Raw genomic sequence first — 24,013 nt, forward strand, 5'->3', positions numbered from 1 at the left:
GGACGCGAAGCCCAGGGGCTGATTCACGTGTAGGATCGATTCCAATCGATCGATGATCGCAGCCCATCACTCGCCCTTCCCTTCGGCGCCGAGCAGGTTTACCCGGACGGCGCAACGGTGTACTCAGCGCACTCGCCGATCCATGCTGCGCTCGAAAATCGCGCCCTCGATACCCAGCACCTCCCGGGTGTCGGCATAAATCCCCACACCCTTTTCCCAAACATGCTTGATCGACTGATCTGCGCAGCGTATCCGGTAATTGAGTTCGAACGGTTCCTGCCGTGACAGGGCATATTGCACTTCGCGCCAGACGTAATCGGCATCCTGGGCCAGGATCAGGCTGCTGTAGGTGAACTCATGGTTGTCCACCAGCCGCTCCGGTGGATACCCGGTCAGTTGCAGGCAACCGGCACTGACGAATTCCATGGTCCAGTCGCGGTTGTTTCGACCGCGATAGATCAGCCCCGGCATGCTGTCGAGCAGGCTCATGCTGCTGCGCTGGCTGGCCTGCAGGGCAATCTCGCGCCGCTTGTGCGCAGTGATGTCGCCGGCCACCAGATAGAAAGCCTGAAGCCCGCGCTTCAGGCTGACGTCGAACCAACGCAGTTCGCCCGAAGGGTGAACAAAACGCAACCGCTGGTTGAAAGAGGTTTCGGGGTGCCGACGCAGTTCATGCAGGGCCTGACGCCACAACGAACGGTCTTCGTGGTGCACATAGTCGATGAGGTTGCGTTCCGTACCCGGCAGATCCATCAGCTCGACCCAGGCCAAATTGAAATGGGCGATCTGACCGTTATCGCGCAGTTCAAGCAACGCCGCAGGAAAGCGATCCATCAGCTGCGAAGGCAATGTCTGCACTAATGCCTCTGGCCGTTCCATCATCTAATGACGCTCCTCGTGTCTTACTGATGCGCCGTTGTGCACCCACGCCGCCAGCTCCAGGCGCGAGTGCAGGCTGAGCTTCTGCAAGAGATTCCTCACATATATTTTGACCGTGCCATCGCTGATTCCCAGTTCCCGACCGATCTGCTTGTTGCTCATGCCAGCGGCGATCAGGGCCAGGGTTTGCCCCTCGCGCTCGGTCAGGTTGCCGGTGTCGAGCGGATCCGAATCGTGCGTGGGCCGGGTCACTGACCCGCCCTGATCAGCCAGAAGCGCAATCAGGGTTGAATCCAGAACGATCGCGCCCTTGTGGCAATTGCGCATGTAGGCCAACAACGCATCGGGCTCGGTTTCCTTGAGCACATAACCACTGGCGCCCAGGCGCAGGGCTGTCAACAGCTCCGCCCGGTCCATCGATGCGGTGAGCACCACCACCTGACAGTCGAGGCGCAACTGACGCAGTTCGTCGAGCACCTGCAAACCGCTCAAGCCGGGCATGTGCAGATCCAGCAAGACCTGCTGCGGCGCCAGGCTCACCGCCAGGTTGATGCCTTCGCGGCCGCTGGCGGCCTGCCCCACCACTTCAAAGTCGTCGCTGGCGCTGAACAGCTGTGCAAGGCCTTTGCGAAACAACGGGTGATCATCGATCAGTAATAAGGTCGTGCAGTCCATCGAAACTCCCCTGTGGCAGGTCTTGGTGACGACGAAGGCCAAGGTGTACGCGGACCCCGTGCGGGCGGATCGCGTCAATGGTCAGTCGGGCGCCAATGCTCGCGGCGCGCTCGCGGATAATCGCGAGGCCGAAATGGTTTTCCTCCCCTGACGCCGGGCTCAGTCCGATGCCGTCATCCTCCACCGAAACGCAAGCATCACCGTCCTGGTTTTGCCGCAACTCGATGCGTACATGCCGTGCATGGGAATGGCGAACCGCGTTGGCCAGGGCCTCGCGAATGATCTGCAGAATCTGCAATTCGGTTTCCGGACTCAAAGCATCATCAGCCAGGCGATTGTCCAGTTCAAAAACGATGATGCAGCGCCGTGAGAACTCAGCGACGGAGTCGGCCAGGGCCTGACGCAGCGAGCGCCCGTCCATGGTCAGACGAGCGCTGGTAATCAGCTCCCGCACCTGACGCTGCAACTGACTCAGGCCGCCGCACAGTTCCTGTAACGCCGCGGTGGCCTGCGCAGGCTCGCCCAACTGCGACTGCAGCAAACGCGCCTGGAACGACAGATAACCCAACTGCTGTGCCACCGAATCGTGCAACTCACGAGCCAGGGCGCCGTGCCGGGAGGTCGCCTGTTTGCGCTGTTGCTCACGGGTGTAGCAGCGCAAGCGCACGGTGACGCCGACCGCCTGCGCCGCCTCTTCCAACAACTGGCGCCAGCTTGCGTGGACCGGTTGAGGGGTATCCAGCAACAACACCCCTTTGCTCGAATCGTCACTTTGCGGCAAGGCACACACCAGGCGATGAACGCCCCGTTGCCGACAAGGGCCACAGACCTGAGCCGCATCATCCAGTGTTGAGTCGCGCCAAGGGCAGCGTTCCACGTCCTGGCAGCCCTCGATCAATTCGCGCCGCGCCGGCCCCAGGTCTTCGCCGCCCAGGATCAGATTCAGTTTGCAGGTCGGTAACACTGCTTCGAAACGGTCCAGAAAACCTGACAAGGCACCGTCAGCGTGCACCTGACACAAAGGTAATCCAGTCAGCAGTTTGCGCACGCTGCGTGCCTGTTCGGGGCGGATACGCCCCAACCAGAGCGGCCACCACTGCGGTCGTGTTCGCACTATCGATAACTCCCCGTCCGGTTGCTCAACCTTGAGCAAAGACCAGCAACTTCCATGCCCCGGACAGGCGTTATTCAGGGCTTATCTCCAAAGGCATAGCCCTTTTTCCGGATTGAGAAGATTTTCCCCATAGGAAATTATCTTCCCCAACAGGAAACAAATTCCCAGTTCAACGCCAGGAAAGCCCACATGACGGATAGACACAGCGCTGCCCCGGACCGACTTCACAGCCTCCCGTGCTATCGCCAACCGCTGCCTCGTGAAAGCGTCACCCGGCACATCGTGGTCACGCAATCGGCGGCCGTCTGCACGCCCTTTTTCGGGGAACTGGAACAGCCCTTGGTGCTGAATGGCGAGAGCGCCGACTTTTCCCGTCGCCTGCATCAGGTGCTGGTTAGCGCCACCGTCGGCAGCCATCTCTACATCATGGGCGACGAGGCCTTTATCTGGCGTATCCACGGCGAGGCCCGCAGCGCCGGACTGGAAGATGACGAGATCGACATCACCCGTACGATTACCGGCCAGCGCCAGGTGTATTGCGTGCACTGCGGCCTGACCCAGGCCGCCGGGCCGGAGCCGCTGCTGAGCTGCATCGGTTGCGCAGTCGGGCTGGAAGTCCGGGAGCACTTTTCCCGCCGCCTCGGGGCATACCTCGGCGTCTGCACCAACCCCGACCAGCCTTACGCCGGAGTCCGGTCATGAGCGCCGTCATCAAGGTGCGGGTCAGTGCGGCAAGGATGCTTACCCCAGTGGTGCGCGAGTTCACCCTACAGACGTGCGCCGGGCCCCTGCCGGCTTTCTCCCCCGGCAGTCATGTGCAGGTTCACCTGCCGCTGGCCGGGGGCAAGGTGCGCAATGCCTATTCACTGACCGGCGACCCCGCGGACAGCCAGCATTACCGTATCGCCGTACGCTTGCAGGAAGCCTCCCGCGGCGGCTCGCACTACCTGCATCGGCAGGTCCAAATCGGCGACAGGCTGGAGATCTCGCCACCGGCCAATCTGTTCGCCCTGCACTCGACCGCCAGTCTGCACATCCTGATCGCCGGAGGCATCGGCATCACGCCGTTCATGGCCTATATCGCGGCCCTGGAACAACGCCAGGCTCACTTCGAATTGCACTACCTCTGTCGTCCGGGCCTGAGCGATGCCTATGTCGAGGCGTTGCAACAGCGACTGGGATCGCGCCTGCACACCTACGCCAGCCGCCCGGACCTGAGCCGGATCCTGCGTGATCGACCGCTGGGCAGCCACCTTTATACCTGCGGCCCGCAACCGTTACTCGACGCAGTTCGGCAACAGGCCAAGGCACTTGGCTGGCCGTCCAGTCGCGTGCACTGGGAGGCGTTCAATGCCGCACAACCGGGCCGACCCTTCGAGCTGGAACTGCTGCGCAGCGGCCGGCGCCTGCGGGTCGGCCCCGATCAAAGCCTGCTCGAAGCCCTGGAATCCGCCGGGCTGCAGATCCCCAACCTGTGCCGTGGCGGGGTCTGCGGCCAATGCATGACCCGCCACGTGGGCGGCGATATCGAACACCGCGACAGTTTCCTGAGCCCCGCCGAGCAGGTCGACTTTCTCATGCCCTGTGTCTCCCGCGGTTGCGGGCCTACCGTTTCGCTGGATCTTTAGGAGTCGACCATGACCGTTCAACCAGGCCCCGTGCAAAGCTATCGAGACGATTTCAGTTTTCACAACAGCCCCGCCGCCATCCGTCGTTTCCCCTTCCCCTTCACCGAAGACAGCTACTTGTATTCGGTGAACATCGAACCGGCGACCTCCCGGGATCCCGGCTCGATTTACCAGCACGGGTTCGACATCGACGAACACTATCGCTCGGAAATGGCCGAACGCGCCCTGGTGCTGGACAAGGATCCGCGCCGCTATCTGGTACTGCCGCACATGCAAGTGGCGGCCTGGGATGCGCTGCAAATGCTGATGGAGCACCTGGCCGCCGACTATCCGCAGTGGTTCACCCTTGAGCGTGACGCTGAACACTGGCATTGGCGCAACACCCTGCTGGATATCGATCAGCGCTTTGTGTTCGGTGATGCCGCGACCCTGCCTTGCGAACCGCTGGAGTTCATTGGCCGACAGGTGCAGGGGGATTTCGCCCTGCTCGATCAACGCGACGGCGATCTGTACATGGACGCCGGCCTGGTCACCAGCCCGGCCGACTGGTCCCTGGCCTTCGACGCCGGCATGAGTTTCAAGCAGTGGCATTCGCCGGTGCCCATGGCCCACCAGATGGGCATCTTCGACCGCGCGCTGAAGTACCTGCTCAACCTGCAGGTGGGGCAGCCGGTGCGACGCCTGAACTGGACGCTGACCATCAACCCGCGCCTGGACTCGTCCCCCGAGACTTTCCATGAATGGGGCGCCGACCGCGGCCGCATCACCGCCGAAAACGTCGGGCAACAGGTTCACTTGCGGGTCGAGTTGCAAGTGATGGCCCGTCTGCCCCGCAGCAACGCGGTGATGTTCAGCATCCGCACCTACCTGATCAGCATGCAGGAGCTGGTCACTCAGCCCGGCTGGGGCTGCCGCCTGCACCGTGTGCTGCGCGACCTGCCCGAGCCGATCGCCGACTACAAGGGCATGAGCCGCTACCGACAGACCCTGGTCGAGTGGCTGAGCCGCTTCGACCCGCAAGCCTGAACCCTGACCCACTTTCACCGACAAGGATCTTCACATGGCGCATTCATGGCGTATTTCTGCACTGGCCGAACGGCACCGCGCACTCGGCTCGAACCTCGAAGACTGGAACGGCATGGGCACTGCCTGGACCTACGACAGCGACCTGGCCGATCACCATCAAGCGATCCGCACACGGGCCGGGCTGATGGATGTGTCCGGGCTGAAAAAAGTCCACTACGTCGGCCCCCACGCCGAGAGCCTGCTGCAATGGGCGACCACCCGCGACATCGCCAAGCTCTACCCCGGCAAGTCGGTGTACGCCTCGATGCTCGACGAGGAAGGCAAATTCGTCGATGACTGCATCGTCTACCGCACCGGTCCCAACGCCTTCATGGTGGTGCACGGTGCCGGCAGCGGCCACGAAATGCTGGTGCGCTCATCGCAAGGCCGGCAAGTGGCGGTACTGTTCGATGACGACCTGCACGACCTGTCGCTACAAGGACCGCTGGCGGTGGACTTTCTCGCCGAGCACGTGCCCGGCATCCGTCAACTGCCTTACTTCCATCACCTGCAAACCCGCCTGTTCGATCGCCCGGTGATGATCTCTCGCACCGGCTACACCGGCGAGCGCGGCTACGAAATCTTCTGCAAGGCCGCCGATGCTCCGGCGCTGTGGGACAGCATCCTTGAACAAGGCGCGGGCCTGGGCATCATCCCTTGCGCCTTCACTGCCCTGGACTGGTTGCGGGTGGAAAGCTCGCTGATGTTTTTTCCCTACGACAACTCGCAGATGTACCCCTTTGCCGATCAGAAGGCTGGCGACACCCTGTGGGAAATGGGCCTGGATTTCACCGTGTCCCCGGACAAGCGTGAGTTCCGTGGCGCCGAAGAGCACTTTCGCCTGCGCGGCCAGGAGCGCTTCAAGATCACCGGCGTATTGCTCGATGGCGTCCGCGCCGCGGAGGCCGGCGACACCCTGTGGCAAGGCAACCAGCAAGTCGGGGTGATCACCTGCGGCATGTATTCACGCTTGAACAAACGCTCGATGGCCATCGCCCGCATGAGCGTCGCCTGCTCGGTCCCAGGCATTGCCCTGCAGGTGCGCGGCAGTCAGGAAAGCGCCGCCGTGACCCACACCCTGCCCTTCGACGATCCGGAAAAAACCAAGCGCACGGCCAAGGGCTGAGCCTCCAACCACTTAATCCAAGGGATCTTCGATGGACACTTCCAGCGAACATTACATTCTCAAGATCAATTGCCCGGCGGCGTCCGGCATCGTTGCCGCGATCACCACCTGTCTGGCGGGACAGCAGTGCTACATCAGCGAGCTGGCGCAATTCGACGACGAGTTCACCGGGCAGTTTTTCATGCGCGCGGTGTTCCGCTTCAACACCGGCGTGATCGGCGATATCGGTGCTCTGCGCGAAGGTTTGGGCGGCCTGGCCGGCGGCTTCGACATGCAGTGGCAGCTGTTCTGCAGCAGTCAGCCGACCCGCGTGCTGCTGATGGTCAGCAAGTTCGATCACTGCCTGACCGACCTGCTGTACCGCCACCGCAAGGGCGAGATGGACATGCACATTACCGCCGTGGTTTCCAACCACCTGGACCTGCGGGCCATGGCTGAACGCGAAGGTATTCGCTTCATCTACCTGCCGGTCGACAAGGACAGCAAGGCCAGTCAGGAAGCCGAGTTAATGCGCATCGTCGAGGACACCCAGACCGACCTGGTGGTACTCGCCCGCTACATGCAAATTCTGTCTGACGGTCTGTGCCAGCAGCTGTCCGGCCGGGCCATCAATATCCATCACTCGTTCCTGCCCGGTTTCAAGGGTGCCAAACCCTATCACCAGGCCTACGACCGTGGCGTGAAGCTGATCGGCGCCACCGCCCACTACGTCACAAGCGACCTCGACGAAGGTCCGATCATTGAACAGGAAATCCAGCGAGTCGATCACACCTACCTGCCCGAAGCGCTGGTCGCCATCGGCCGCGACACCGAAACCGTAGCGCTATCCAAAGCCCTGAAATACCACCTGGAACACCGGGTATTCATCAACCAGGACAAGACGGTGATTTTTCGCTGAGCGAGCCCTTTTCCGATCCATAGCCACGAGACACAGCCACGAGAGACGACCATGACCACACGCGTAGCAATCATCGGCGCCGGCCCTTGCGGCATGGCTCAACTGCGGGCATTTCAATCGGCCAGGGACCAGGGAACGCCCATTCCAGAGCTGGTCTGCTACGAAAAACAGCAAGACTGGGGCGGCATGTGGAATTACACCTGGCGCACCGGCCTGGATGAAAACGGCGAACCGGTCCACGGCAGCATGTACCGCTACTTGTGGTCCAACGGCCCGAAAGAGTGCCTGGAGTTCGCCGACTACAGCTTCGAGGAACATTTCGGTCGCCCTATCGGCTCGTATCCGCCACGGGAAGTGCTGTGGGATTACATCAAGGGGCGCGTCGAAAAAGCCGGGGTGCGCGACTACATCCGTTTCAACAATGTGGTGCGCCAGGTCACCTTTGACGAAGAGACTCGCCGCTTCACGGTGGTCGCCCACGACCACGACAGCGATACCCGGACCTCGGAAGAGTTCGATTATGTGATCAACGCCTGCGGGCACTTTTCGACGCCCAAGATGCCGTACTTCCCCGGATTCGAGCAGTTCGGCGGGCGCATCCTGCACGCCCATGATTTCCGCGAAGCGCTGGAGTTCAAGGGCAAGGATCTGCTGATTGTCGGTAGCAGCTATTCCGCCGAAGACATCGGTTCCCAGTGCTACAAATACGGCGCCCGCAGCATCACCAGTTGCTACCGCACCGCGCCCATGGGCTATGACTGGCCCGCCAACTGGGAAGAAAAGCCGCTGTTGCAACGCCTGGAAAAAAACCGCGCGTACTTTATCGACGGTTCCCACAAGCACATCGATGTGGTGATCCTCTGCACCGGCTACAAACATCACTTTCCCTTCCTGCCGGACGAGCTGTGCCTCAAGACCGACAACCGACTGTGGCCGATGAACCTGTACAAAGGCATTTTCTGGCAGCCCAACCCGCAACTGATCTACCTCGGCATGCAGGACCAGTGGTACTCGTTCAACATGTTCGACGCCCAGGCCTGGTACGCCCGCGACGTGATCCTGCAACGCATCGCTCTACCCGACCAGACACAAAGGGCCGCCGATATCCAGGAATGGCATGCCCGCGAACAGCAGCTTGAAACCAACCAGCAGATGTTCGAATACCAAGGTGCCTATATCCAGCAACTGGTGGACGCCACCGACTACCCGAACTTTGATATCGCCGGGGTCAACGACACCTTCCTGCACTGGAAGCACGACAAGGCCCACAACATCATGGGTTACCGAGACAAATCCTACCGATCGCTGATGACCGGCACCCAGTCGCCACCCCACCACACGCCTTGGTTGCATGCCCTGGACGATTCCATGGCGGCGTACCTCGCTGAACCGCCGATGTCCGTCAAGTCGATCGGTTGACCCGGGAGCCCCACCATGAATGCACCTCGTGTTTCCCGCCCGCGGGAGCCTGGACTCTTTGCTCGGGCCCCGGCCCTGGAGCGCTATCGGGTGGCCGCCGGCGGCCTGACCCTTGTCGCGTTGCAGCCCGGCGACAGCCTGCAAGTGATCGACCTCGAAGGCCGGCAACCCTGCGAATTGCTGGCCGTCGATACGCTGGGCCGCTGCGCCCTGGCGGCCTGGGCGCTGAGCGGTTCGACGGCCTGCGGGTTCATCGGCGCACGGCTCGCCGAGCCGACCTTGCAATCGCGTCGCATTGGCCAGGCGCTGAGCCGACGTGCGATTGACCCACACCACCTGCCCAGCGCCGCGTCACTCTGGGACGAGGAAAGCCCTGCCGGCTTCAGCCGCCACTTCGTCGCCAGCGATGAGCTGCTAGTGATCGTCGCGGCACCCGCCGGGCCAACGGCCGTCGACCGCCAGTATCGGCCCAGCGAGCTGCGACTGCTGGTGACACGGGCCAATCCCTCGCCCCTGCTGCTGCCACACTTGCCCGAGCCGCTGGGTGAGCTGCTGGACGAGTTCACCCTCAGCGCCGGCACCGCCCACGGCTACACCGTCGGCAAAGGTCAGTATGTGCAGGTGCTGGATGTCGCCGGTCGCCAGTGCTCGGACTTCGTCGCTCTGGATCGACGGGCACTGGATCACGGTCTGGAACTGGACCTTGACCAGACCGTGACCCGCACCCTGAACGGCAGCGCCTACCCGGCACCGGGACTGTTCTCAAAGTTTTTCGACCGACAGATGCAACCGATGCTCGAGGTGGTGCGTGACACCGTCGGCCGCCACGATTCCTTCGCCCTGGCCTGCGCCGCGCGCTACTACGAGAGCCATGGCTACTTCGGGCACGACAACTGCAGCGACAACCTCAGCCGAGTGCTCGCCTCCCATGGGGTCAAGGCTCGCAATGGCTGGCCTGCGATCAATTTCTTTTTCAATACCGGAATCGACGCACACCAGCAGATGACCCTGGATGAACCCTGGTCGCGTCCCGGTGATTACGTGCTGCTGCGGGCCATGACCGACCTGCTGTGCGGCAGTACCTCGTGCCCGGATGACATCGACCCGGCCAATGGCTGGAACCCGACCGATATCCATGTCCGCATCTACAGCGAAAAGGAGCGTTTTTCCATCGCCATGAGCACTCGAACCACGGCCGATGCCGACCCGATACTCACCCGTGAGTCCGCGTTTCACTCACGCACCAGCGCCTTGACCAACAGCTTCGTCGACTACCGCAACTGGTGGCTGCCGCTGCGCTATGACGGCTATGGCGCAATCGAGGAATACCTTGGTTGCCGCGAGCGAGTGGCGGTGATGGACCTGACCGCCCTGCGCAAATTCGAAATCATCGGCCCGGACGCGGAAGCCTTGTTGCAGTACTGCCTGACCCGCGATGTGCGGCGCCTGGCGGTGGGTCAAGTGGTGTATTCGGCGATGTGTCACGAGCACGGCGGCATGCTCGACGACGGCACCCTGCTGCGCCTGGGCCCGGACAATTTCCGCTGGATCTGCGGCGAGGATTATGCCGGCGTCTGGCTGCGCGAACAGGCGCAAAAGCTCGGCATGAAGGTCTGGATCAAGTCCGCCAGCGAGCAGATTCACAACCTGGCGGTGCAAGGCCCGATGAGCCGCGAGCTACTCAAACAGATGGTCTGGACCGCGCCCAGCCAACCGAGCCTGGAAACCCTGGGCTGGTTCCGTTTCCTGGTGGGCCGCCTGGACGGTTACGACGGCTGCCCGTTGATGATCTCGCGCACCGGCTACACCGGCGAACTGGGCTACGAAGTCTGGTGCCAGCCCGAGGATGCCGAGCGGGTCTGGGACCGGATCTGGGCGCTGGGCCAACCCTTGGGCCTGGTGCCGCTGGGCCTGGAAGCGCTGGACATGCTGCGCATCGAAGCCGGGCTGATTTTTGCCGGTTACGAGTTCAGCGACCAGACCGATCCCTTTGAGGCGGGCATCGGTTTTTCCGTGCCACTGAAAAGCAAAACCGACGATTTCATTGGCCGCGACGCTCTGCTACGGCGCAGCGCGCATCCCGCTCACAAACTGGTGGGTCTGCAACTGAGCGGCAACGAAGGCGCCCACCACGGCGACCCGGTGTACCGCGGCCGAGCCCAGGTCGGGGTCATCACCAGTGCCTGCCGCTCGCCGTTGCTGGCCAGCAATATTGCGCTGTGCCGGGTGGACGTAGCCTGCGCCGACGTCGGCACTGCGTTAGAGATTGGCAAAGTCGATGGCCTGCAGAAGCGCATCAGCGCCACGGTCACCGCAGCGATTTTCTACGACCCCGACAAGAGCCGGGTACGCAGCTGATCGATCACATGAGCTTAAGCGCCACCCGACTTTGACTGCCCCACTACCCCTCTACTCAGACATGGGAATACGAAGATGGAAGCGACTACGTTCGAGGCCGTACCGCAGGCCGCCAGCTCAGTGGGCAGCCTGCACCGCAAGATCGATTGGCGCGGGGCTTTCTGGGTCGCCAGTGGCGTGCCCGCCCTGGTGCTGTTCTCTATCGGCGCGATTGCCGCCACGGTAGGCAAACCGGCCTGGATCGTCTGGATTGTGTCGATTCTGTTCGGCTTCATCCAGGCCTTCACCTATGCCGAAATCGCCGGATTGTTCCCACACAAATCTGGTGGTGCGTCGGTCTACGGTGCAGTCGCCTGGGTGCGCTACAGCAAGCTGATTGCGCCGGTCTCGGTGTGGTGCAACTGGCTGGCCTGGTCCCCGGTTTTGTCCATTGGTTCGGGGCTGGCAGCCGGTTACATCCTCACCGCATTGTTTCCCGCTGATGCGCTGATCAATACCTGGCAACTGACCCTGCTTGACCTGGGCTGGGTCAAGAGCGGCCTGTCACTACGGATCAATGCGACGTTCGCCATCGGCCTGTTGATTTTACTGACGGTGTTCGCCGTGCAGCATGGCGGCATCTTGCGTTCGGCACGTTTGACCCTGGTGCTTGGCGTGACCTCGCTGATTCCTTTGTTGCTGGTGGGCGTGGTGCCGTTGTTCACCGGGGACGCAGCCCAAGCTAATTTTCTGCCGCTGTACCCGCTGGCCCATGACGCAGCCGGGCAAGTGATCGACGGGCCTTGGGATATTTCCGGGTGGTCATTGATGGCCGGCGGCCTGTTCATGGCCGCATGGTCCACTTACGGCTTCGAAACAGCGGTGTGCTACACCCGGGAATTCAAGGACCCCAAGCGTGACACGTTCAAGGCCATTTTTTACGCCGGCCTGCTGTGCATTCTGGTGTTCACCCTGGTGCCCCTCGCGTTTCAGGGCAGCCTCGGACTCGGACAGCTGGTGACCCCGGCGGTGCTCGATGCCAGCGGCGCGGTGGTCACACCGGCGGTCTATAACGGTCTGCTGTCACCCGCGATCTACAGCGGCATGGGCGTCGGGCAGGTCATGGCGGACAGCATCGGCGGCGGCAAGCTGGTGGCCAATATTGTACTGATCATGTTGGTCCTCGCCACCTTGCTGGCGATCATGACCTCGATGTCCGGCTCCTCGCGCACTCTGTATCAGGCATCGGTGGATGGCTGGCTGCCGAAATACCTGGGGCGCACCAACGAACACGGCGCGCCTACCGCAGCGATGTGGACCGACTTGTCGTTCAACCTGCTGCTGTTGCTGATGTCCGATTATGTGTTCGTGCTGGCCGCGTCCAACGTCAGCTACATCATCTTCAATTTTCTGAACCTCAATGCCGGCTGGATCCATCGCCTGGACCGTCCCGACTGGATACGCCCGTACAAGGCCCCGACCGTGCTGTTGGTCGCGGGCGGCGTACTGAGCTTCGTCAACCTGGCGTGCATGGGGCTGGGAGCCGATATCTGGGGCGCCGGTACGCTGGTGACCGGCCTGTTGCTGGCGTTGTTGATTCTTCCGGTGTTCTGCTACCGCCATTATGTGCAGGACAAGGGAAGCTTCCCGGAAGCGATGCTCAGCGACCTTTACATTCAGACCGATACCGGTCAAAAACGCGCCGGCTGGTTGCCTTATGCCACGCTGATCGCGGGTGTACTGGTGGTGTACGGTTGCCATCAACTCGTAGCCTGAGCGCACTTGCTTGCAGGTCTCTGAAGGATCATCGGGGCATAACAACGCCTCGGTGATCACTTCGCTCCCCTATCAATCAAAACGACGGTGACTCTTTTGGTCAGCACCTCCCCTGCACTTGCCCGCGTTATCGACGGCAAAGCCATCTCTGTCCAGGTTCTCGACGAAGTTCGAGAAGAGGTTCTGGTCCTGGCCGGACAGCAGATCTACCCAGCCCTGGCCGTGCTGCTCGTCGGTGAAGACCCGGCCAGTGAGGTCTATGTGCGCAACAAATTGCTGCGGGCCAAGGAAGTCGGGATCCGCTCCCTTGAATACCGCCTGCCGGAAACAGCCAGCCAGGCGCAAGTACTGGAACTGATTGCCCAACTGAATGCCGATGCCACAGTGAACGGCATTTTGGTGCAGTTGCCATTGCCGGCCCATATCGACGAAGGCGCGGTGATTCATGCCATTGATCCGATCAAGGACGTGGACGGTTTTCATCGGGAAAACGTCGGCGGCCTGGTGCAAGGTGTCGAAGTCCTGACACCCTGCACACCCAGCGGCTGCATGCGTCTGCTAAACGAAACCTGCGGTGATTTGAGCGGCTTGCACGCAGTGGTCATCGGTCGTTCGAACATTGTCGGCAAACCCATGGCAACCCTGCTGTTGCAGGCAAACTGTTCGGTCAGCGTGGTGCACTCGCGCACTGTCGATGCTCCGGCACTGTGCCGACTGGCCGATATTGTCGTCGCGGCGGTGGGCCGTCCAGGGCTGATCAATGCCAGTTGGCTCAAGCCTGGAGCTGTGGTGATCGACGTCGGCATCAATCGCGTCACCGACGAATCCGGCAGTCATCTGGTGGGCGATGTCGACTACGCCAGCGCGCGTGCCGTTGCCAGCGCGATCACGCCGGTACCCGGTGGCGTCGGGCCGATGACCATTGCTTATTTGCTGAAGAACACCCTGATCGCCAGCCAGTTGCAGCGTGCCTCCAAGGTTCGCGAGCAGCGGTCGGTCAGCGACCTGGCGTTGAGCTGAGCCCAACGAAAACGGCCCACTCGAAAGTGGGCCGTGTCGATTAACAGTAGCGATTAGTGGTTGTAGGCACTCTCGTTGTGCTCGGCCAGGTCCAGCCCCATCTCCTCCACTGACTCGTCGGCACGCAAGCCAATCACCGCGTTGATCACCTTGAGAATGATCCAACTGATGACGAAGCAGTACACCGTCGTCAACAACACGCCTTTGATTTGCGCCACGACCTGAGCACCCATGCTCACGCCTTCCACCAGCCCGCCGAGGGACGGCACGCAGAACACGCCAGTCAATACCGCGCCAATCATTCCGCCGATACCGTGCAAGCCAAACACGTCGAGGCTGTCGTCATAGCCGAAGCGGCGTTTCAGCACCGTGACGCTCAAGTAGCAGAACACCCCGCACAGCAGGCCGATGGCCAACGCGCCGCCGACGCCCACATACGCACACGCCGGAGTAATGCCGACCAAACCGGCCAAAGCACCGCTGGCCAGGCCCAAAGCACTCGGCTTGCCGACCTTGAACCACTCAGTGAACATCCAGCCGAGAATCCCGGCGCAGGCACCCAGCTGCGTATTGAGCATGACAATGCCCGAAGTGCCATTGAGGCCGCCGCCGGAACCGATGTTGAAGCCGAACCAGCCAACCCAGAGCATCGCCGCGCCGGCCATGGTCAAGCTCAAGTTGTGGGCGGGCATTGGCGTATTCTGGTAACCCTTGCGCTTGCCGAGAATCAGGCACGCAGCCAAAGCAGCGACGCCGGCATTGATATGCACCGCCGTGCCGCCGGCAAAATCGAGGACACCCCAGTTATGCATCAATGCGCCCGAACCACCCCAGACCATATGGGCGACGGGCGCATAAACCAGGGTAAACCACAGCGCCATGAACCACAGCGCCGCCGAGAACTTCATGCGCTCGGCGAATGCGCCGGCAATCAGCGCCGGGGTAATGATCGCGAATGTCATCTGGAAGGTCACAAACACGCCTTCCGGGATGTCACCGACCAGGCTCTGCGGGGTCATACCGGCCAGAAAGGCCCGACTCAAACCACCAACGAAACTGTTGAACGTCACCTGCCCCTCGACCATGCCGCTGCTGTCGACCACCATGCTGTAGCCATAGATCACCCACAGCACGCCGACCAGGCCGGCGATGCCGAAGCACTGGGTGAACAGCGAGAGCATGTTTTTCGCCCGCACCAGACCTCCGTAGAACAAGGCGAGGCCCGGCAGACACATGAACAGCACCAGCACCGCTGCGGTCACCATCCAGGCGGTGCTGCCGGTGTTCAAGGTGGGTGCTTCGGCCGCTTGGGCCAGCGGCGCGAGCGCGCCGGTCGCCAATAAGACAAGAAGGGATTTGCCGAGAAGACGATTGACCATTTTCAAAGCTCCTGCAAAAGAATGGAAAGTGTCTGGCAGCGAGCAATGGTTATTTCATGGGCCTCTTGGCGGGCCTCTCAATCTGTGGCGAGGGGGCTTGCCCCCGTTGGACCGCGCAGCGGTCCTTCAGATAAACCCCGTTTGCCGTTCTGCGACCGCTTCGCGGCCGAACGGGGACAAGTCCCCTCGCCACAGGTCTTTCACTCAGCCTCAGTAACCGGTGCCGGAACCCGGAATCCAGTTGGTTCCCGCCAGCGGCACCCGCGCCATGGCTGCCGACTCCACCGTCAGCGCCACCAGGTCCTCAGGATCTAGGTTGTGCAGGTGCGACTTGCCGCAAGCCCGGGCCATGGTCTGGGCTTCCAGCACCAACACACGCAAGTAGTTGGCCAGACGCCGACCACCTTCCACCGGGTCCAAACGCTTGGACAGCTCCGGGTCTTGCGTGGTGATCCCGGCCGGGTCGCGGCCGTTCTGCCAGTCATCGTAGAAACCGGCAGCCGAGCCGATTTTCTTCAGTTCCTCGTCCAGACGTGGATGGTTATCGCCCAAGGCAATCAGCGCTGCCGTCCCGATGGCCACCGCATCCGCACCCAGCGCCATCGCCTTGGCGACGTCGGCACCGTTGCGAATCCCTCCAGAAACAATCAGCTGAACCTTGCGATGCATGCCCATCTCTTGCAAAGCCAGTACTGCTTGTGGGATGGCCGACAAAATCGGGATCCCGACGTGTTCGATGAATACTTCCTGAGTCGCTGCGGTGCCGCCTTGCATGCCATCGAGCACAATCACGTCAGCCCCGGCTTTTACCGCCAACTTCACATCGTAGTACGGCCGGCTGGCGCCGATCTTCACGTAGATCGGTTTTTCCCAATCGGTGATTTCCCGCAACTCGGCAATCTTGATCGCCAGGTCATCCGGGCCAGTCCAGTCCGGGTGACGGCAGGCGCTGCGCTGGTCGACACCGATCGGCAAGGTGCGCATACCCGCCACGCGCTCGGTGACTTTCATGCCCAGCAACATACCGCCGCCACCGGGTTTGGCGCCCTGCCCCAGGACGATTTCAATGGCGTCGGCCTTGCGCAGGTCGTCCGGATTCATGCCATAGCGGGACGGCAAATACTGATACACCAAATGCTGCGACTGGCCGCGTTCTTCCGGGGTCATGCCGCCGTCACCGGTGGTGGTGCTGGTGCCGGCGATGGTCGCGCCACGGCCCAGGGCTTCCTTGGCATTGGCCGACAAAGCACCGAAGCTCATGCCGGCGATGGTCACCGGAATCTTCAGGTGAATCGGCTTCTTGGCGAAGCGGTTGCCGAGGATTACATCGGTACCGCACTTCTCCCGATAGCCTTCCAGCGGGTAGCGCGAAACGCTGGCGCCGAGCAGCAGCAAGTCATCGAAATGTGGCAGTTTGCGCTTGGTGCCACCGCCGCGAATATCGTAGATGCCGGTTTCCGCGGCACGCTGGATTTCCTGGATGGTCAGGCGGTCGAAGGTGGCTGACTCGCGCAGCACTGGAGGGGTTTTCTCACTCATGTCATGGCTCCTGGATCAGTACGCGGACGCGTTATCGACTTTGAAGTTGTACAACTGACGGGCCGAACCGTAGCGCTTGAAGTCAGCCGCCTTGTGCTCGAAACCAGCGCGGTTGAGCAGCCCTTGCAGCTCTTCCAGGTGCTCGGCGCGCATCTCTTTTTCGATGCAATCCGAGCCCAGGGACTCAACGGTCCCTTTCACGTAGATGTGGGTTTCATACAACGAATCGCCCAGCGCATCGCCGGCGTCGCCGCAGACCACCAGCCGACCGGCCTGCCCCATGAAACAGCTCATGTGGCCGATACTGCCGCCGACAACGATGTCGATGCCCTTCATGGAAATCCCGCAACGCGCCCCGGCGTCGCCTTCAATCACCAGCAACCCGCCATGGGCCGTGGCACCGGCCGCCTGAGAGGCGCTGCCTTTGACCCGGACGTAGCCGGACATCATGTTCTCGGCACAACCGACACCGACGTTGCCGTGGACGGTGATCGAGGCCTTTTGATTCATCCCCGCGCAGTAATAGCCGGCGTGACCCTGGATATCGATGGACACCGCTTCATTCACCCCGACCGCGAGGTTGTGCTTGCCATCGGAGTGAGTCACCACCCACTCGTGATCAGTCACGTTATTGACCTGATCGTGCAGCGCCTGATTGAGGTCACGCACGGTGGCAGTGGAAAGATCGATGGTTTTCATGTGTGCGCTCCTTAAGCTGACTCGCGTTCCCAGATGTAGAGAGTGGCCGGTGCAGGCTCCCAGATTCTGGCGTGTTCGATTCCCGGCAGGCTCGACAGCGCCTGATACTCGGAGGCCATGGCGACGTAGTCGTCCGTCTCGGCAAGGATCGCCGGCTTGCAGGCAACCGGGTCGCGGATCACCGCAAAACCGTTGCGGGTGCCGATGGCGAAGGTGAAGAAACCGTCGAGATCCTCCAGCGAGTGATCCAGCGCTTCCTTCAATGAATCGCCCTGCTGCAGGCGCCAGGTCAGGTAGCCGGCGGCCACTTCGGTGTCGTTGTCGGTCTCGAAGTGAATGCCTTCGCGCTTGAGTTCCTGACGCAGGCGGAAGTGGTTCGACAACGAGCCGTTGTGCACCAGGCACAGGTCGGCGCCAGTGGAAAACGGATGGCTGCCTTCCATGGTTACCGCGCTTTCGGTGGCCATGCGGGTGTGGCCAATAATGTGGCTACCCTTCATGCCGGCCAGGCCGAAGCGTTGGGAAATCTCCTGGGGCAAGCCCATGCCCTTGAGGATTTCGATGCTTTGCCCGGCGCTCATGATGCGCAGGCTCGGTGCCAGTTCAGCGAGGGCCTGGCGTACCGGCGCCTCTTCGGCATGGATCTTCAACACCGCGGCACTGGCGTTCTGGAACCAGTCCAGCGAACAGCCCAGGCGCCCTTCCAGTTCGCCCATCAGGGTTTTCCAGTCGAAGCCTTCGGTGGTCGCCTGCAAGGTCAGCTTGACCCAGCCGTCCGCCACTTCATCGCCGTAAATGGCGAAGCCGGCACTGTCCGGGCCACGATCGGTCATGGCCTGCAACATCGGTTCGAAAAGCTTGCCGAGCTGGGATTCCAGCTGCGGATTTTTCAGATAAAGGCCTACGATTCCACACATATCAAGTCTCCTTCGGAGGCAGTGAACGCCCGGCGCCGTGCCGGGTGCCCGAATGGTTGTCAAAATGGAAAATCAGAAAAATTCGGTGTAGCGCTGGATCTCCCAATCGGAGACGTGGCGGCTGTATTCCACCCACTCCATGCGCTTGAGCTTGATGAACTCGCCCACGATCTGCGGGCCAAGCACCTCGGCGAACAATGGGTCGGCTTCGAGCGCGTCGCAGGCTTCCTTGAGCGATTGCGGCAGGGTCTTGATGCCCCGCGCCGCGATCTGCTCGAGGCTCAGGCTGTAGAGGTTTTCATTGCAGACGTGGTCGATTTCCAGCTGCCGATCGATGCCATCCAGACCGGCGGCGATGATCGCGGCGCTGACCAGATAAGGGTTGCAACCAGCGTCCGGCAGACGGAATTCGAGGCGCCCGTAAGGCACCCGCACCATGGCTGAACGGTTGTTGGCACCGAAGGCGATAAAGGCTGGCGCCCAGGTCGCACCGGACAACGAATTGCCCACCACCAGACGCTTGTAGGAGTTGACCGTCGGCGCGGCGAAGGCACACAGCGCCGGGCCGTGAGCAAGCAGGCCCGCGGCGAAGTGATAGGCCAGTTTCGATAGGCCCATACCGCTCGGATCACTGGCATCATGGAATAGGTTTTTGTTGTCGGCACTGCTGATCGACAGGTGAAAGTGCATGCCGTTGCCTGCCCGTTTCGGGTCAGGCTTGGGCATGAACGAGCAGATCATGCCCAGGTCATTGGCGATTTCGCCAGCGGCCATGCGGAAGAAGGTGAAGCGGTCCGCCGAGGTCATGGCGTCGCTGTAGGTGTAGTTGATCTCGAACTGGCCGTTGGCGTCTTCGTGGTCAATTTGATAGACCTCGAAGTCCACGGCCTGCAGGGCTTCGGTCAGCCGCTCAAGGAAAACGCGAGAGCGCGACAAGCCTTTATAGTCGTAGCAAGGCTTGTCGAGGTTGTCGCTGGGGTCGACCAATTGCAGCTTGCCGCTCTCATCGCGGCGCATCAGGTTGAACTCGGGCTCCAGGCCGGTGTTGAGGGTCCAGCCCTTTTCTTCCAGGCGTTGCACTTGTTGCTGCAGCACATAACGGCTGTCATATGGATGCGGCTTACCGTCGACGTGGCCGACGCACACCACCCGCCCGTAACCCGGCTGCCAAGGCACCGGGGTCAGGGTGGACAAGTCGCCGCGAGCCATGAAGTCCGGACCGTGGGGTTCCATGCCCATGCCACTGATCGCGAATCCGGCAAAACCCGCCCCCTCTTCAGCGACGGTCTTGAGCCCACAGATCGGCACCGACTTGGTCTTGGCCGCACCGTGAATATCCACAAATTGCGCAAGCACGTACTTGATCCCGTGCTTGTCGATGATGCGCTGGGTTTCTGCTGGCAACATTGCTCGTCACTCCTCGCGAAAGGCAAAACATTCTGGATGGGCCTTGACCGTCTTTTTATTCCTAAAAAGAAAGTTATTTTCCCAATAGGAATGCAAAGCCCTTGCCAGATTCGCGAGTGAAACGTCGAAACGCCGTGACAGGCGCTTTTGTGCTGTATATATGGGAATATTCTTTTCCCTGTGGGAATACTGCCCGCAGGGCAGGCGCCAAGCGTCGCCATTTGCACTTTCTCAGTGCGAAACTAATATTACTGAACGGAAAGTGTGCAGGATCTGATGACTATGTCGACCGAAACCGCCCCGCGCCTCAAGCTTGAGCAATACCTGGGATTGCAGATCAAGCGCCAGCGCCAGGCTCAGGATCTGAAATTGTCTGACGTGGCCAAGATTGCCGATATCAGTCAGGGCATGTTGAGCAAGATCGAAAACGCCCAGGTGTCCACCAGCCTCGATACCCTGAGCCGTCTGTGCGATGTGCTTGGCCTGCCACTGTCCAAGTTGTTCAGCGAATATGATCAGCAGGACGGCAGCGCGCTGTTGGTCAAGGCCGATCAGGGCATGGAAGTGGTGCGCCGTGGCACCGAGAAAGGCCATACGTACCATCTGCTCAACCACACCCGCGGGCCGAAGAAGAGCTTCGAGGCCTACATGGTCAGCATGGATGACGCGAGTGAGGAGTTTCCGACCTTCTCTCACCCCGGCACCGAATTCCTCCATTTGCTGGAAGGTGAACTGATCTATCGCCACGGCAATCAGTTGTACCGCATGGAGGCTGGCGACAGCTTGACGTTCGAAGGCGAAATTCCTCACGGCCCCGAGCAACTGGTGCAAGTGCCGATCCGCCTGCTGTCGATCATGAATTACGGCAGCGACAAAGAGTAACGCCCCCCTCTTCCCCCGCATTGCCCCGCATTGCCCCAACTTGAGGCCGACCCATGTCGGCCTCAGGCATTTTCCTGCCAGTTAAAAAACTTTCTTGAAAGCTCTGGACGTGACACACCCATTTCCCCTATAAAGCCACCAATAGGAATAATTTATTCCCCACAAGAAAATGCGCTCATGGATGAGCCTGCTGTCCGCTGACACTTTTTTCGCTATGCAATGAGCTGCCGCCATCATCCCGAGGACGTGTCATGCAACACGAAAAAAACCATTTCATCATCAAGATCACCTGTCCCGCGGTGTCCGGCATTGTCGCTGCCGTCACCACCTACCTGGCGGACAACAGTTGCTACATCGGGGAGATGGCGCAATTCGACGACGACTTCAGCGGCCGTTTTTTCATGCGTGCAGTGTTCCGTTTCAACGACGGCCATCAGGGCGACATTCAACAGATCAAGGACGGTTTCGCCGACGTCGCCAAGGCGTTCGAGATGACCTGGGAATTGCATGACACCCGCGAGCCAATGCGCGTGCTGCTGATGGTCAGCAAGTTCGACCACTGCCTGACCGACCTGCTCTACCGCTACCACAAGGGCGAGATGGACATGACCATCACCGCCATCGTCTCCAACCACCTCGACTTGCGGCCCATGGCCGAACGCGAGGGCATTCGCTTCATCTACTTGCCGGTGACGAAGGAAACCAAGGCTCGACAGGAAGCCGAGCTGATGAAGATCGTCGACGACACCGACACTGAACTGGTGGTCTTGGCGCGCTACATGCAGATCCTCTCCGATGACCTGTGCAAGCAACTCTCGGGGCGGGCGATCAACATTCACCACTCGTTCTTGCCCGGTTTCAAAGGCGCCAAGCCTTATCACCAGGCCTACCAGCGTGGCGTGAAACTGATCGGCGCCACCGCCCATTACGTCACCAGCGACCTCGACGAGGGACCGATCATTGAGCAGGAAGTGCAGCGTGTCGACCACGTCTACCTGCCCGACGACCTGGTCGCCACCGGCCGCGACACCGAAACCGTGGCCCTGTCCAAGGCGGTCAAGTACCACCTGGAGCATCGGGTTTTCCTCAACCAGGACAGAACGGTGATCTTCCGGTGAACATGCACAAGTTGATTGACGGCAAAGCCACCGCTGCCCGCGTGCTGGTACAGGTCCGCAAGGACGTGGAGCGCCTGCGCGAGCAAGACATTCAACCGGCACTGGCGGTGATTCTGGTGGGCAGCGACCCGGCCAGCCAGGTTTACGTGCGAAACAAGATCCTGCGCGCCGAAGAGGTGGGTATCCGCTCGCTGGAACATCGGCTGTCCACGGACACCAGCACTGAACAGTTACTCATTCTGATCGCCCGATTGAATGCCGATCGCTCGATCCACGGCATTCTTCTGCAACTGCCGCTGCCTTCGCATATCGATGAATTACGCGCACTGGAGGCTATCGCTCCGGACAAGGATGTAGACGGGTTCCACAGTCAGAACGTCGGCGGTCTCAGCCAGGGTCGCACGGTACTCGCGCCCTGCACCCCCAGTGGTTGTTTGTATTTGCTGGAACAAACCTGCGGCGATCTGCGCGGCAAGCACGCGGTGGTGATCGGCCGCTCGAACATCGTCGGCAAACCCATGGCAGCGTTGTTGCTGCAGGCCGACTGCTCGGTGACCGTCCTGCATTCGCGCAGCTCGGATCCGCAGGCTCTGTGCCGGCAGGCAGACATCGTCATCGCCGCCGTGGGTCGCCCAAGGCTGATCGACGCCAGTTGGCTCAAGCCAGGCGCCGTGGTGATCGACGTCGGCATCAACCGCATCGAAGACGATGGCCGCAGCCGTCTGGTAGGCGATGTCGACTTCGACAGCGCCTTGCCCCATGTAGCAGCGATCACCCCGGTCCCTGGTGGTGTCGGGCCGATGACCATCGCCTTTCTGATGAAAAACACTGTCACCGCAGCCCTTGCGCAACACCAGGCCCTACACAACCAATCGGAGGCCCTATGCCATTCAATCTATTGAAATACGGGCTGAGTTCGGAGTACCCGGTGGAAGTGGATTTGCCGCCACCGAAGGAACTCAAGTCGAGCTATGACGTGGTGATCATCGGTGCCGGCGGCCACGGTCTGGCCACCGCTTACTACCTGGCCAAGTACCACGGCATCACCAACATCGCGGTGCTGGAAAAGTCTTACCTGGGCGGCGGCAATACCGCGCGCAACACCGCGGTGATCCGCTCCAACTACCTGACCAGCGAAGGTGTGCGCTTTTATGCCGAGTCGGTGCGCATGTTCCAGTCGCTGTCCAACGAGTTCGACTTCAACATCATGTACTCCGAGCGCGGCCAACTGACCCTGGCCCACACCGATGCCACGGTGCGTTCATTCCGTCAGCGCGCCGAGGTCAACAAACACTTTGGCGGCCGTACCGAGATGATCGACCGGCAGCAGATCCGCGAACTGGTGCCCAGCCTCAACCTCGATCCCGGCCACTTGCCGGTGATCGCCGGGCTCTGGCATATCGACGGCGCCACTGCCCGCCATGACGCGGTGGCCTGGGGTTACGCCAAACAAGCCGCCAAGCGCGGCGTGGAAATCCATCAGCTCACCGAAGTCCAGGACCTGATCATCGAGAACGGCGCCATCACCGCCGTAAAGACCAACCGAGGCACCATCAAATGCGGTTGTGCGGTGCAGGCGATTGCCGGGCACAGTTCGTTGCTGATGGCCAAGGCCGGAATCCGTTCGCCGATCCAGACCTTCCCGCTGCAAGCGATGGTCACCCAGCCGTTCAAACCGTTTCTCGATCCGCTGGTGAGTTCCTCCGCCCTGCACTGCTACGTGCAACAGACCAGCCGTGGTGAAGTGGTTTTCGGCGGTGGCTCCGATCCCTATCCGCTGTTCAACACCCGCTCGACGCTGGACCTCAAGGAAAGCCTGCTCGCCCATGCGATCGAGATGTTCCCGTTCCTGGCCAACGCCAAGCTGATGCGCCAATGGGCCGGCATCACCGACATGACCCCGGACTACAGCCCGATCATGGGCCTGTCGCCGGTGAAAAATTACTACCTCGACGCCGGCTGGGGTACCTGGGGCTTCAAGGCCACGCCGATCTGCGGCAAGACCATGGCCGAGTTGGTGGCCAGCGGCGGCAAGGTGCCGGAGCTGATCAAACCCTTCGGTCTTGAGCGCTTCTCGACCTTCCAGCAAGTCAACGAAATGGGCGCCACGGCGGCCAGTCACTGACGGAGAGCGG

At 61.2% G+C, this 24,013-nt stretch carries 21 protein-coding genes; 13 read left to right on the top strand and 8 right to left on the bottom strand.

Annotated features, from left to right (window positions below; translation table 11 throughout):
• Nucleotides 1-123: 123 nt before the first annotated feature.
• Genes ACIOYV_RS05965 through ACIOYV_RS05975 form a run of 3 tightly spaced genes read right to left on the bottom strand, consistent with a single transcriptional unit; the run spans nucleotide 124 to nucleotide 2,668 of the window.
• A complete protein-coding gene (locus tag ACIOYV_RS05965) occupies nucleotides 124-882 on the bottom strand; it encodes a PAS domain-containing protein (protein WP_401321728.1) in 759 nt (252 codons plus the stop codon).
• Nucleotides 883-1,554 (bottom strand): response regulator, encoded by a 672-nt coding sequence (locus tag ACIOYV_RS05970; protein WP_401321731.1) that lies wholly within the window; start codon nucleotides 1,552-1,554, stop codon nucleotides 883-885.
• Entirely contained in the window at nucleotides 1,523-2,668 is a 1,146-nt protein-coding gene (locus ACIOYV_RS05975) for an ATP-binding protein (protein WP_401321734.1), read from the bottom strand. Before ACIOYV_RS05975 ends, ACIOYV_RS05970 begins: the two co-directional genes overlap by 32 nt.
• A 189-nt stretch (nucleotides 2,669-2,857) precedes the next feature.
• Here ACIOYV_RS05975 and ACIOYV_RS05980 point away from each other — a divergent pair, with 189 nt between their 5' ends.
• The 9 genes from ACIOYV_RS05980 to ACIOYV_RS06020 all read left to right on the top strand — a co-directional run bounded on the left by ACIOYV_RS05980 (nucleotide 2,858) and on the right by ACIOYV_RS06020 (nucleotide 13,937).
• Nucleotides 2,858-3,370, top strand: a complete 513-nt coding sequence (locus tag ACIOYV_RS05980; RefSeq protein WP_401321737.1) for a dimethylamine monooxygenase subunit DmmA family protein — start codon at nucleotides 2,858-2,860, stop codon at nucleotides 3,368-3,370.
• Entirely contained in the window at nucleotides 3,367-4,296 is a 930-nt protein-coding gene (locus ACIOYV_RS05985) for a PDR/VanB family oxidoreductase (protein ID WP_401321740.1), read from the top strand. Before ACIOYV_RS05980 ends, ACIOYV_RS05985 begins: the two co-directional genes overlap by 4 nt.
• A 9-nt stretch (nucleotides 4,297-4,305) precedes the next feature.
• Nucleotides 4,306-5,322, top strand: coding sequence for a heme-dependent oxidative N-demethylase family protein (locus ACIOYV_RS05990; RefSeq protein WP_401321743.1), 1,017 nt, complete (start codon nucleotides 4,306-4,308; stop codon nucleotides 5,320-5,322).
• Nucleotides 5,323-5,356: 34 nt separating this feature from the next.
• Nucleotides 5,357-6,487 (top strand): aminomethyltransferase family protein, encoded by a 1,131-nt coding sequence (locus ACIOYV_RS05995; RefSeq protein ID WP_401321746.1) that lies wholly within the window; start codon nucleotides 5,357-5,359, stop codon nucleotides 6,485-6,487.
• Between the two features lie 31 nt (nucleotides 6,488-6,518).
• Nucleotides 6,519-7,385: a formyltetrahydrofolate deformylase gene (purU, locus tag ACIOYV_RS06000; protein ID WP_401321749.1), complete on the top strand. Its 867-nt coding sequence runs from the start codon at nucleotides 6,519-6,521 to the stop codon at nucleotides 7,383-7,385.
• A gap of 51 nt (nucleotides 7,386-7,436) precedes the next feature.
• Complete coding sequence (locus tag ACIOYV_RS06005) at nucleotides 7,437-8,804, top strand: NAD(P)-binding domain-containing protein (protein ID WP_401321752.1); 1,368 nt, start codon at nucleotides 7,437-7,439, stop codon at nucleotides 8,802-8,804.
• 15 nt (nucleotides 8,805-8,819) lie between these two features.
• Complete coding sequence (locus tag ACIOYV_RS06010) at nucleotides 8,820-11,162, top strand: DUF1989 domain-containing protein (RefSeq protein WP_401321755.1); 2,343 nt, start codon at nucleotides 8,820-8,822, stop codon at nucleotides 11,160-11,162.
• A gap of 75 nt (nucleotides 11,163-11,237) precedes the next feature.
• Nucleotides 11,238-12,917 carry an APC family permease gene (locus ACIOYV_RS06015; protein ID WP_401321758.1) on the top strand — a complete coding sequence of 560 codons (1,680 nt, stop codon included), beginning with the start codon at nucleotides 11,238-11,240 and terminating at the stop codon, nucleotides 12,915-12,917.
• A gap of 87 nt (nucleotides 12,918-13,004) precedes the next feature.
• Nucleotides 13,005-13,937, top strand: coding sequence for a bifunctional 5,10-methylenetetrahydrofolate dehydrogenase/5,10-methenyltetrahydrofolate cyclohydrolase (locus tag ACIOYV_RS06020; RefSeq protein WP_401321761.1), 933 nt, complete (start codon nucleotides 13,005-13,007; stop codon nucleotides 13,935-13,937).
• Between the two features lie 53 nt (nucleotides 13,938-13,990).
• On the opposite strand, the gene ACIOYV_RS06025 is transcribed toward ACIOYV_RS06020, so the two are convergent.
• The 5 genes from ACIOYV_RS06025 to glnT all read right to left on the bottom strand — a co-directional run bounded on the left by ACIOYV_RS06025 (nucleotide 13,991) and on the right by glnT (nucleotide 19,878).
• Nucleotides 13,991-15,316 (bottom strand): ammonium transporter, encoded by a 1,326-nt coding sequence (locus ACIOYV_RS06025; RefSeq protein ID WP_401321763.1) that lies wholly within the window; start codon nucleotides 15,314-15,316, stop codon nucleotides 13,991-13,993.
• A gap of 210 nt (nucleotides 15,317-15,526) precedes the next feature.
• Nucleotides 15,527-16,855, bottom strand: a complete 1,329-nt coding sequence (locus ACIOYV_RS06030; RefSeq protein WP_401321766.1) for an FMN-binding glutamate synthase family protein — start codon at nucleotides 16,853-16,855, stop codon at nucleotides 15,527-15,529.
• Nucleotides 16,856-16,870: 15 nt separating this feature from the next.
• A complete protein-coding gene (locus ACIOYV_RS06035) occupies nucleotides 16,871-17,554 on the bottom strand; it encodes a protein glxC (RefSeq protein WP_201180157.1) in 684 nt (227 codons plus the stop codon).
• Nucleotides 17,555-17,565: 11 nt separating this feature from the next.
• A complete protein-coding gene (locus ACIOYV_RS06040; RefSeq protein ID WP_401321769.1) occupies nucleotides 17,566-18,471 on the bottom strand; it encodes a glutamine amidotransferase family protein in 906 nt (301 codons plus the stop codon).
• A gap of 72 nt (nucleotides 18,472-18,543) precedes the next feature.
• Nucleotides 18,544-19,878 (bottom strand): type III glutamate--ammonia ligase, encoded by a 1,335-nt coding sequence (gene glnT, locus ACIOYV_RS06045; RefSeq protein WP_401321772.1) that lies wholly within the window; start codon nucleotides 19,876-19,878, stop codon nucleotides 18,544-18,546.
• Nucleotides 19,879-20,160: 282 nt separating this feature from the next.
• On the opposite strand from glnT, the gene ACIOYV_RS06050 reads away from it, so the two are divergent.
• From ACIOYV_RS06050 to ACIOYV_RS06065, 4 genes are all read left to right on the top strand, one after another.
• Nucleotides 20,161-20,760, top strand: coding sequence for a helix-turn-helix domain-containing protein (locus ACIOYV_RS06050; protein ID WP_123366042.1), 600 nt, complete (start codon nucleotides 20,161-20,163; stop codon nucleotides 20,758-20,760).
• A 251-nt stretch (nucleotides 20,761-21,011) separates the two neighbouring features.
• Entirely contained in the window at nucleotides 21,012-21,878 is an 867-nt protein-coding gene (gene purU / locus ACIOYV_RS06055) for a formyltetrahydrofolate deformylase (RefSeq protein ID WP_401321776.1), read from the top strand.
• Nucleotides 21,875-22,780 carry a bifunctional methylenetetrahydrofolate dehydrogenase/methenyltetrahydrofolate cyclohydrolase FolD gene (gene folD, locus ACIOYV_RS06060; RefSeq protein ID WP_401321779.1) on the top strand — a complete coding sequence of 302 codons (906 nt, stop codon included), beginning with the start codon at nucleotides 21,875-21,877 and terminating at the stop codon, nucleotides 22,778-22,780. Before purU (ACIOYV_RS06055) ends, folD begins: the two co-directional genes overlap by 4 nt.
• Nucleotides 22,762-24,003, top strand: coding sequence for an FAD-dependent oxidoreductase (locus ACIOYV_RS06065; RefSeq protein ID WP_046052994.1), 1,242 nt, complete (start codon nucleotides 22,762-22,764; stop codon nucleotides 24,001-24,003). Before folD ends, ACIOYV_RS06065 begins: the two co-directional genes overlap by 19 nt.
• The last annotated feature ends 10 nt before the right edge of the window (nucleotides 24,004-24,013 follow it).

Origin of the sequence: Pseudomonas sp. NPDC087342, from assembly GCF_044744265.1 — a bacterium.
In the GTDB taxonomy this organism is placed as follows: domain Bacteria; phylum Pseudomonadota; class Gammaproteobacteria; order Pseudomonadales; family Pseudomonadaceae; genus Aquipseudomonas; species Aquipseudomonas nunensis.

Coding starts and splice junctions, on each gene's coding strand:
- ACIOYV_RS05965 (WP_401321728.1), bottom strand. CDS start 882: ATGATGGAACGGCCAGAGGCATTAGTGCAGACATTGCCTTCGCAGCTG.
- ACIOYV_RS05970 (WP_401321731.1), bottom strand. CDS start 1,554: ATGGACTGCACGACCTTATTACTGATCGATGATCACCCGTTGTTTCGC.
- ACIOYV_RS05980 (WP_401321737.1), top strand. CDS start 2,858: ATGACGGATAGACACAGCGCTGCCCCGGACCGACTTCACAGCCTCCCG.
- ACIOYV_RS05985 (WP_401321740.1), top strand. CDS start 3,367: ATGAGCGCCGTCATCAAGGTGCGGGTCAGTGCGGCAAGGATGCTTACC.
- ACIOYV_RS05990 (WP_401321743.1), top strand. CDS start 4,306: ATGACCGTTCAACCAGGCCCCGTGCAAAGCTATCGAGACGATTTCAGT.
- ACIOYV_RS05995 (WP_401321746.1), top strand. CDS start 5,357: ATGGCGCATTCATGGCGTATTTCTGCACTGGCCGAACGGCACCGCGCA.
- purU (WP_401321749.1), top strand. CDS start 6,519: ATGGACACTTCCAGCGAACATTACATTCTCAAGATCAATTGCCCGGCG.
- ACIOYV_RS06005 (WP_401321752.1), top strand. CDS start 7,437: ATGACCACACGCGTAGCAATCATCGGCGCCGGCCCTTGCGGCATGGCT.
- ACIOYV_RS06010 (WP_401321755.1), top strand. CDS start 8,820: ATGAATGCACCTCGTGTTTCCCGCCCGCGGGAGCCTGGACTCTTTGCT.
- ACIOYV_RS06015 (WP_401321758.1), top strand. CDS start 11,238: ATGGAAGCGACTACGTTCGAGGCCGTACCGCAGGCCGCCAGCTCAGTG.
- ACIOYV_RS06025 (WP_401321763.1), bottom strand. CDS start 15,316: ATGGTCAATCGTCTTCTCGGCAAATCCCTTCTTGTCTTATTGGCGACC.
- ACIOYV_RS06030 (WP_401321766.1), bottom strand. CDS start 16,855: ATGAGTGAGAAAACCCCTCCAGTGCTGCGCGAGTCAGCCACCTTCGAC.
- ACIOYV_RS06035 (WP_201180157.1), bottom strand. CDS start 17,554: ATGAAAACCATCGATCTTTCCACTGCCACCGTGCGTGACCTCAATCAG.
- ACIOYV_RS06040 (WP_401321769.1), bottom strand. CDS start 18,471: ATGTGTGGAATCGTAGGCCTTTATCTGAAAAATCCGCAGCTGGAATCC.
- glnT (WP_401321772.1), bottom strand. CDS start 19,878: ATGTTGCCAGCAGAAACCCAGCGCATCATCGACAAGCACGGGATCAAG.
- ACIOYV_RS06050 (WP_123366042.1), top strand. CDS start 20,161: ATGTCGACCGAAACCGCCCCGCGCCTCAAGCTTGAGCAATACCTGGGA.
- purU (WP_401321776.1), top strand. CDS start 21,012: ATGCAACACGAAAAAAACCATTTCATCATCAAGATCACCTGTCCCGCG.
- ACIOYV_RS06065 (WP_046052994.1), top strand. CDS start 22,762: ATGCCATTCAATCTATTGAAATACGGGCTGAGTTCGGAGTACCCGGTG.